This is a genomic window from Kitasatospora sp. NPDC093679, assembly GCF_040683455.1.
Lineage (GTDB): Bacteria > Actinomycetota > Actinomycetes > Streptomycetales > Streptomycetaceae > Kitasatospora > Kitasatospora arboriphila.
Genome location: NZ_JBFBDW010000107.1, coordinates 1 through 6,514, shown reverse-complemented (window position 1 = coordinate 6,514; position 6,514 = coordinate 1). Strand labels below are relative to the sequence as shown.

Genomic DNA, 6,514 nt, shown 5'->3' with positions numbered 1-6,514 from the left:
CGTTGACTTTTGGCACGCTGTTGAGTTCTCAAGGAACGGACACTTCCTTCGGACCGCCTTCCAGCGGACCCTCCGGGCGTTTCGCTCTTTCGTGTCTCCAGCTTATCAGAGGATTTCCGACCCGTTTCACCGGGCGTTTCCTTCGACTCGCTTTTTCGTCGCCCCTCTCGGCGCGACTCCGGAACTGTACGGGGCCCGGGGCCCCACAAGCAAATCGCCTCCGCCCGGTGTCCGACCGGGCGGAGGCGAGGTGCTCGGCTCAGCGGACCTCGGTGATCTCCGGGCCGCGTGCGAACGGGTCCAGCGAGGCGCTGTAGCGCTGTTCGCCGCCCTCGGTGGGGGCGCCGTCGGCGACCATCTGCGCGTCCTCGGGGAGCTTCAGCACGATCGGGTCGCGCGGCGCCATCGGCGCCTCGCCCCGGACCACGACGGTCTGGCGGAAGACCTCTTCCAGGATGCCGGCCATCTCGGGCTGGACGGCGGCCTGGCCGGAGATCACGCCGCGCAGGAACCAGCGCGGACCGTCGCAGCCGACGAACCGCACCAGCTGGGCGCCGTGGGTGCCGTCGGGCAGCTGGACGGGGACCTGGGCGCGCAGGTGCCAGCCGAGCGTGCCCTCCTCCTCCTCGATCAGGCCGCCCTGCTGGGTGATGCCGTTGGCGATCTCCTCGCGGACCTCGCCCCAGATGCCCTCCGACTTGGGGGCCGCGAAGGCCTGCAGCTGGATCGCACTGTTGCCGAGGACGAGGGTCGCGGCGACGATCGCGTCACCGGCGACCTCGACGCGCAGCTCCATGCCCTCGACCCCGGGGACCAGCAGACCCCCGAGGTCCACTCGCCCCTCCTCGGGCTGCTCGAGCTCGGAGATGTCCCACGGCCCGTCCGGGCGCGGTGCCGGCGGCAGACCGACCCGGTCGGCCGGGTCCAGCTCGGTGTCGTTCTCGCTCTCGGCGGAACCTTCGACGTCATCGGCCGTCTCGTCGGCGCTGGTGGCGTCCTCGGCGAGCTGCTCGACAGCGTCCTCGCTCTTGTGGCGACGACGGAACACGGTCACTGTCCTTCCCGGTCCAAGACCGAATCCAAGACCGAAGCGAATACCTGCTCGGCTACTGCGAGACCGCGGGCATGCTAGACCGCGGCGTGGCCGCCGGTCGACCCGAACCCGCCTTCGGCTCGCGCCGACCCTGGCAGCTCGGCCACCTCGTGGAAACGCGCCCTCTCCACCTGCTGGATGACCAGCTGGGCGATGCGGTCCCCTCGACGGAAGCTGACGGCCTCGCGCGGGTCCAGGTTGACGACGATCACCTTGATCTCACCACGGTACCCGGCATCGACCGTCCCCGGGGCGTTCACAAGGGCAACTCCGCAACGAGCTGCGAGGCCCGAACGCGGGTGCACGAACGCCGCGTAACCGTCCGGCAGCGCAATGGCGACGCCGGTGGGGAGGACGACCCGCTCGCCGGGGGCGAGTTCGGCGTCGACGGTGGTGCGCAGGTCGGCTCCGGCGTCGCCGGGGTGCTCGTAGCCGGGCATCGGGAGATCGGCGTCGATCCGCCTGATCAGGACGTCCACCGGCGGACGGGCGGTGCTGGTCACGGGTTCACCTCGAAGGCTCTGGCGCGCTTGAACAGGTCCGGGTCGTCCAAGGCCTTCTTGATGTCCTCGGGACGACCGTGCGTGGTGAAGTGTTCCAGCTTCACCTGGATGAAGAGCGCCTGCGCCCGGATGGCGACCGGTCCGTCGGGGCCGCCGATGCGGCCCTCGGCCGCGCTGTAGACCTTGCGGCCGTGCACGCCCGTCACCCAGGCGTGGATGTGCAGCTCGCTGTCGACCGGCACCGGACGGACGAAGTCGGTCTCCAGCCGGCCGGTCACGGCGGGGGCGTGCAGCAGCCAGTTGAGGGTGCCGAGCGTCTCGTCCATCGCGGTGGTGAGCAGACCGCCGTGGGCGAGGCCGGGGCCGCCCTGGTGCACCGCGCGGACGGTGAACCTCGCGTCGACGGTGAGGCCCTCCCCGGCCACCGCGGTCAGCTGCAGCCCGTCGGGGCGCTGCGGGCCGCAGCCGAAGCAGAGGTCGTAGTGGGGCCCGATCGGCGTGCCGGGGGCCGGCGCGCCGGGTGCACGGGGCGGCAGCACGGCGTCGGCGGGCGGCGTGGTCGGCGTCGGCGTCGGGGCGGCGGGGCGGGGCGGCGGCGCGGGGGCGCCCTGCGGCGCGGCGGCGGGGGCGGTGGAACCGGTCACGCTCGCGATGCTACCCGCCAGTAGCAAACGGCGGGAGGGGCGTGGGCGGGAGCGGCCGTGCGGGCGCCCACAATAGGGGGCATGTACGACGAACGCCTCACCGTCCCGCGGTCCTGGTGGCTGCTCCCGCTCGTGACGGGCCTGTCCCTCGGCCTGGTCCTGCTGCGCTTCAGCGGTCTCGGCGCCCTGATCGGCCTGGTGGTCGGCATCGCCGCCGCCGCGGCCGCGCTCAGCTCCTACGGCTCGGCCCGGATCCGGGTGGTCCAGGGCTCGCTGGTGGCCGGGCAGGCCCGGATCCCGGTGGACGCGCTCGGCACCGCCGAGGTGCTCAACCCGGCGGAGGCGGTCGCCTGGCGCGGTGTGAAGGCGGACCCGCGGGCCTTCATGCTGCTGCGCAGCTACGTGCCGACGGCGCTGCGGGTGGAGGTCACCGACCCGTCCGACCCGACGCCGTACCTGTACCTGTCCACCCGCTCGCCGCAGAAGCTGGCCGACGCGCTGCAGGGTGCCCGCCGGGCCGCCCAGCGCTGATCCTCGGGGGAAGGCCGCCGGGCCCGGGCGGACATGCCGCGGACGGGCCCGGAAACGGAGGAGGGACGGCTCCGCGGGTGGCGGACCGTCCCATTGCTCCTGTGGTCGCAGGCGCCCGGCCTGCGGGTGCGGCCCCCCTACGGGGCCCGCGTCTGCTGCCTCCGGCCTTGCTGCCCAGGGCCGGCGGGGTGGCCTTCCGGGCCGACGGTGAGGCGTCGGGCCCGGGCCATTCCGCACCGTGCTCAGGCGCCGCAGTCCCGGCAGATCGGCTGACCGTTCTTCTCGCTGTAGAGCTGGCTGCGGTGGTGCACCAGGAAGCAGCTCATGCAGGTGAACTCGTCGGCCTGGCGCGGCAGCACCCGGACCGACAGCTCCTCGTTCGAGAGGTCGGCGCCGGGGAGCTCCAGACCCTCCGCCGCGTCGAACTCGTCGATGTCGACCGAACCGGTCGTCTTCTCGTTCCGCCGCGCCTTCAGTTCCTCGATGCTGTCCTCGTTGAGGTCGTCATCGGTCTTGCGTGGGGTGTCGTAGTCCGTAGCCATGTTTTCGCTCTCCCCCTTTGGGTGTGTGCGGTATCTCCAGCGCACGTAACGCGTGGGGGGCCGGTCTTGTGCCCGACCCGAGGCGGAGATTTTGCCTTACTTCAAGCCCCGTTACTCAATCGACACCCGGTTTCGGACCCGTTGGGGTGACCGAACGGGGTTCGAACACCGCCGCGGGTGGTCGGCCCGGTCGGGCCGGGACGGGGCCCGGACGACTACCTTGGGTAGCGGCGCCCCTGCCGTTCCTTCACCAATTGACCCTGGCCACAGCACATTTGGTGACAGATCGACATTTTCGGGACCTCTCCGGCCCGTCACCCAGCGCCACGGCGCCCGACCGGGGGTCGAGCGCCGTGCGGCGCCGCGGGGATGCATCGAATGGCCCGATGTGAACTTGGTCACATCTCACACCTTTCCGGAGAATCCCGGACATTCCCGGTGCGGCCGGACGGCTTCGCGGACGCCCTCGCGGAAACGGCCGGATCAGGCCTTCGCGGCGGCCGCGGCGGCCCGGCGGGCGAGCAGCGCGGCCTGGCGCTCGTCGAACTTGGTGGCCTGGGCGTCCAGGCCGTCCAGGAAGGCGCCGAGCTGCTCCTGGGCCTGCTGGCCGGAGCCGCCGAGCCCGGTGGTCTCCAGGACCTTCAGGTGGCGCAGCACCGGCTGCAGCACGTCGTCGTGGTGGATGCGCAGGTTGTAGACGCCGCCGATGGCGATCTGGGCGGCGGAGCGCTCGAAGCCGGGCATGCCGTGGCCGGGCATCCGGAAGTTGGTGACGACCTCGGTGATGGCGTTCATCGCCTCGTCCGGGGCGATCTCCAGAGCCGCCTTCAGCAGGTTCCGGTAGAAGACCATGTGCAGGTTCTCGTCGTTGGCGATCTTCGCCAGCAGCTGGTCGCACAGCGGGTCGCCGGAGTGGTGGCCGGTGTTGCGGTGCGCGATGCGGGTCGCGAGCTCCTGGAAGGCCACGTAGGCCACCGAGTGCAGCATGCTGTGCGCGTTGTCGGACTCGAAGCCCTCCGACATGTGCGCCATGCGGGCCCGCTCCAGCTCGACCGGGTCCACGGCGCGGGTGGCCAGCAGGTAGTCGCGGATGGCTATGCCGTGCCGGCCCTCCTCGGCCGTCCAGCGGTGCACCCAGGTGCCCCAGGCGCCCTCGCGGCCGAACATGGTCGCGATCTCGTGGTGGTAGCTCGGGAGGTTGTCCTCGGTGAGCAGGTTGACCACCAGCGAGATCCGCGCCAGCGGGGTCACCTTGGACTGCTCGGGCGCCCACGCCTCCCCGCCGAGCACGCCGTCGAAGTCCCGCCCCTGGCTCCACGGCACGTACTCGTGGGGCATCCACTCCTTGGCGACCTTGAGGTGCCGGTTCAGCTCGCCCTCGACGACCTCTTCGAGGGCCAGGATCAGCTTGGCGTCGGTCCAGGCGGTCGACGCGGGCGGTGCGGTGCGCTGGACGGGTGCGATGGTCACGGCTGGTGCTCCTGTGTGCGGCGTCCGGCGCGTCGGGCGGGATGGGGCCGACGGCGGCTGCGCGGACGGTGACGGAACGGGGGACGGGGGCGGGCGGCACGAGCGCGGAGGCGGACGCGGCGGCCGTCCGGGTCGGCCCACTTACGGCTGCGTAGGTTACGACACCGTAAGTTGTTTCGGCGGGAAAAGACAAGCCGCCCCCTGCCAGCGCTTATGCCGTCTTGACACGGCCGGCGGGGGCGGCGGAGGGCGGTCGGTGATCGGTCGCGCACGGAGCGGCGCGGCCGGGTGCGGCAGCGTCGGCGCAACGGCGTCCGCCGCCGCCCCGGAGGGGTCCGGGACGGCGGCGGAAGGGGTCGGGAAGGGGCCCGGAAGGGGCCTGGCGGGGCCCTGGGCGGACTCGGCGGGCCCGGTGTGCGTCAGGGCCCGGGGATGCGCACCCGGATCGTCAGGCCGCCGCCGGGGCGCGGCGTGGCCTCGATGGTGCCGCCGTGCGCGCGGACGACCGAGCGGACGATGGACAGGCCGAGGCCCACGCCCTTGTCGCTGCGGGTCCGGTCGGCGCCCTTGACCCGGCGGAACGGCTCGAAGATGTGCTCCATCTCGTAGCCGGGCACCACCGGGCCGGTGTTGGAGACGACCAGCTCGCCGACGCCGCCCGGGGCGGGGGCGCTGGACATCTCCACCCAGCCGTCCGGGGTGTTGTAGCGCACCGCGTTCTGCAGCAGGTTGAGCGCGATCCGCTCCAGCAGCACGCCGTTGCCGGAGACCGTCACCGGGTGGAGCTCGGAGCGGAGCTCGACCTCGCGGGTCGCCGCCTCGGGCCTCAGCTGCTCCAGGGCCCGCAGGGCGACCTCGGAGAGCTCGACCGGGCGCCGGTCGGTGATCTCGTTGTCGCTGCGGGCGAGCAGCAGCAGGCCCTCGACGAGCTGCTCGCTGCGCTCGTTGGTGGCGAGCAGGGTCTTGCCGAGCTGCTGCACCTCGGGCGAGGCCTCCGGGTCGGCGAGCTGGACCTCCAGCAGCGTCCGGTTGATCGCCAGCGGGGTGCGCAACTCGTGCGAGGCGTTGGCGACGAAGCGGCGCTGCGAGTCGAAGGAGCGGTCGAGTCGGTCGAGCATGTCGTCGAAGGTGTCGGCGAGCTCCTTCAGCTCGTCGTCGGGCCCGTCGAGCTGGATGCGGCGGTGCAGGTCGGAGCCGGCGACCTCGCGGGCGGTGCGGGTGATCCGGCCGAGCGGGCGCAGCACCCGGCCGGCCATCGCGTAGCCGGCCGCGAAGGCGATCACGGCGAGGCAGATCAGGGCGGTGAGGGCCTTGCGCAGCAGGGTGTTGAGCGACCGCTCGGCCTCGATGTCCTGGTAGTGGTTGAGCCAGCGGGTCAGCTCCGCCTGGCTGTTGATGACCTCGCCGTCGGGGGTGGTGAGGGAGACGCCGGGGCCCAGCCGCAGGGTGGGCAGGGTGGCGCTCTGCATGGCCTCGCGGACGAAGTAGTACATGAGCAGCAGCAGGACGACGCCGGCCATCAGGAACATCCCGCCGTAGAGCAGGGTGAGCCTGATCCGCACGGTGGGGCGCAGCGACAGCCAGGCGAACAGTCCGTCGCCGGGGTGGTACTGCGCGGCGGGCCGCCCGGCGGCGGCCGCGCCGATCGGGGTGCGGGCCGGGTGCTGCTGGACCGGGCCCGGGCCGCCGGGTCAAGGGCGCCGACCGGACCCGCAGCGACAAGGGCGTGGG

The 6,514-nt window shown here is 72.5% G+C and carries 6 protein-coding genes and 1 pseudogene; 1 reads left to right on the top strand and 6 read right to left on the bottom strand.

The features are described 5' to 3' along the window. Positions 1 to 259: 259 nt before the first annotated feature. From AB0O09_RS38470 to AB0O09_RS38460, 3 genes and pseudogenes are all read right to left on the bottom strand, one after another. Complete coding sequence (locus AB0O09_RS38470; RefSeq protein WP_344628401.1) at positions 260 to 1,048, bottom strand: DUF3710 domain-containing protein; 789 nt, start codon at positions 1,046 to 1,048, stop codon at positions 260 to 262. 2 nt (positions 1,049 to 1,050) lie between these two features. Further along, positions 1,051 to 1,596: pseudogene (gene dut / locus AB0O09_RS38465) on the bottom strand (dUTP diphosphatase). Then, positions 1,593 to 2,135 (bottom strand): PaaI family thioesterase, encoded by a 543-nt coding sequence (locus tag AB0O09_RS38460; RefSeq protein ID WP_363550414.1) that lies wholly within the window; start codon positions 2,133 to 2,135, stop codon positions 1,593 to 1,595. The pseudogene dut and the gene AB0O09_RS38460 overlap by 4 nt, the downstream one beginning before the upstream one ends. A gap of 186 nt (positions 2,136 to 2,321) precedes the next feature. On the opposite strand from AB0O09_RS38460, the gene AB0O09_RS38455 reads away from it, so the two are divergent. Further along, positions 2,322 to 2,771, top strand: a complete 450-nt coding sequence (locus AB0O09_RS38455; protein ID WP_363550408.1) for a DUF3093 domain-containing protein — start codon at positions 2,322 to 2,324, stop codon at positions 2,769 to 2,771. Between the two features lie 242 nt (positions 2,772 to 3,013). On the opposite strand, the gene AB0O09_RS38450 is transcribed toward AB0O09_RS38455, so the two are convergent. The 3 genes from AB0O09_RS38450 to AB0O09_RS38440 form a co-directional block, all read right to left on the bottom strand. Continuing rightward, positions 3,014 to 3,313: a DUF4193 domain-containing protein gene (locus tag AB0O09_RS38450; protein WP_030277357.1), complete on the bottom strand. Its 300-nt coding sequence runs from the start codon at positions 3,311 to 3,313 to the stop codon at positions 3,014 to 3,016. A gap of 483 nt (positions 3,314 to 3,796) precedes the next feature. Continuing rightward, a complete protein-coding gene (locus AB0O09_RS38445; RefSeq protein ID WP_363550405.1) occupies positions 3,797 to 4,783 on the bottom strand; it encodes an acyl-ACP desaturase in 987 nt (328 codons plus the stop codon). 419 nt (positions 4,784 to 5,202) lie between these two features. Further along, the gene (locus tag AB0O09_RS38440; RefSeq protein WP_363550412.1) at positions 5,203 to 6,375 is read right to left on the bottom strand and encodes a HAMP domain-containing sensor histidine kinase; all 1,173 of its coding nucleotides are present in this window, start codon (positions 6,373 to 6,375) and stop codon (positions 5,203 to 5,205) included. Positions 6,376 to 6,514 lie beyond the last annotated feature (139 nt).

Excerpts from the sequence above, each read along its gene's own strand:
- AB0O09_RS38450 (WP_030277357.1), bottom strand. The coding sequence starts at position 3,313 with ATGGCTACGGACTACGACACCCCACGCAAGACCGATGACGACCTCAAC.
- AB0O09_RS38455 (WP_363550408.1), top strand. The coding sequence starts at position 2,322 with ATGTACGACGAACGCCTCACCGTCCCGCGGTCCTGGTGGCTGCTCCCG.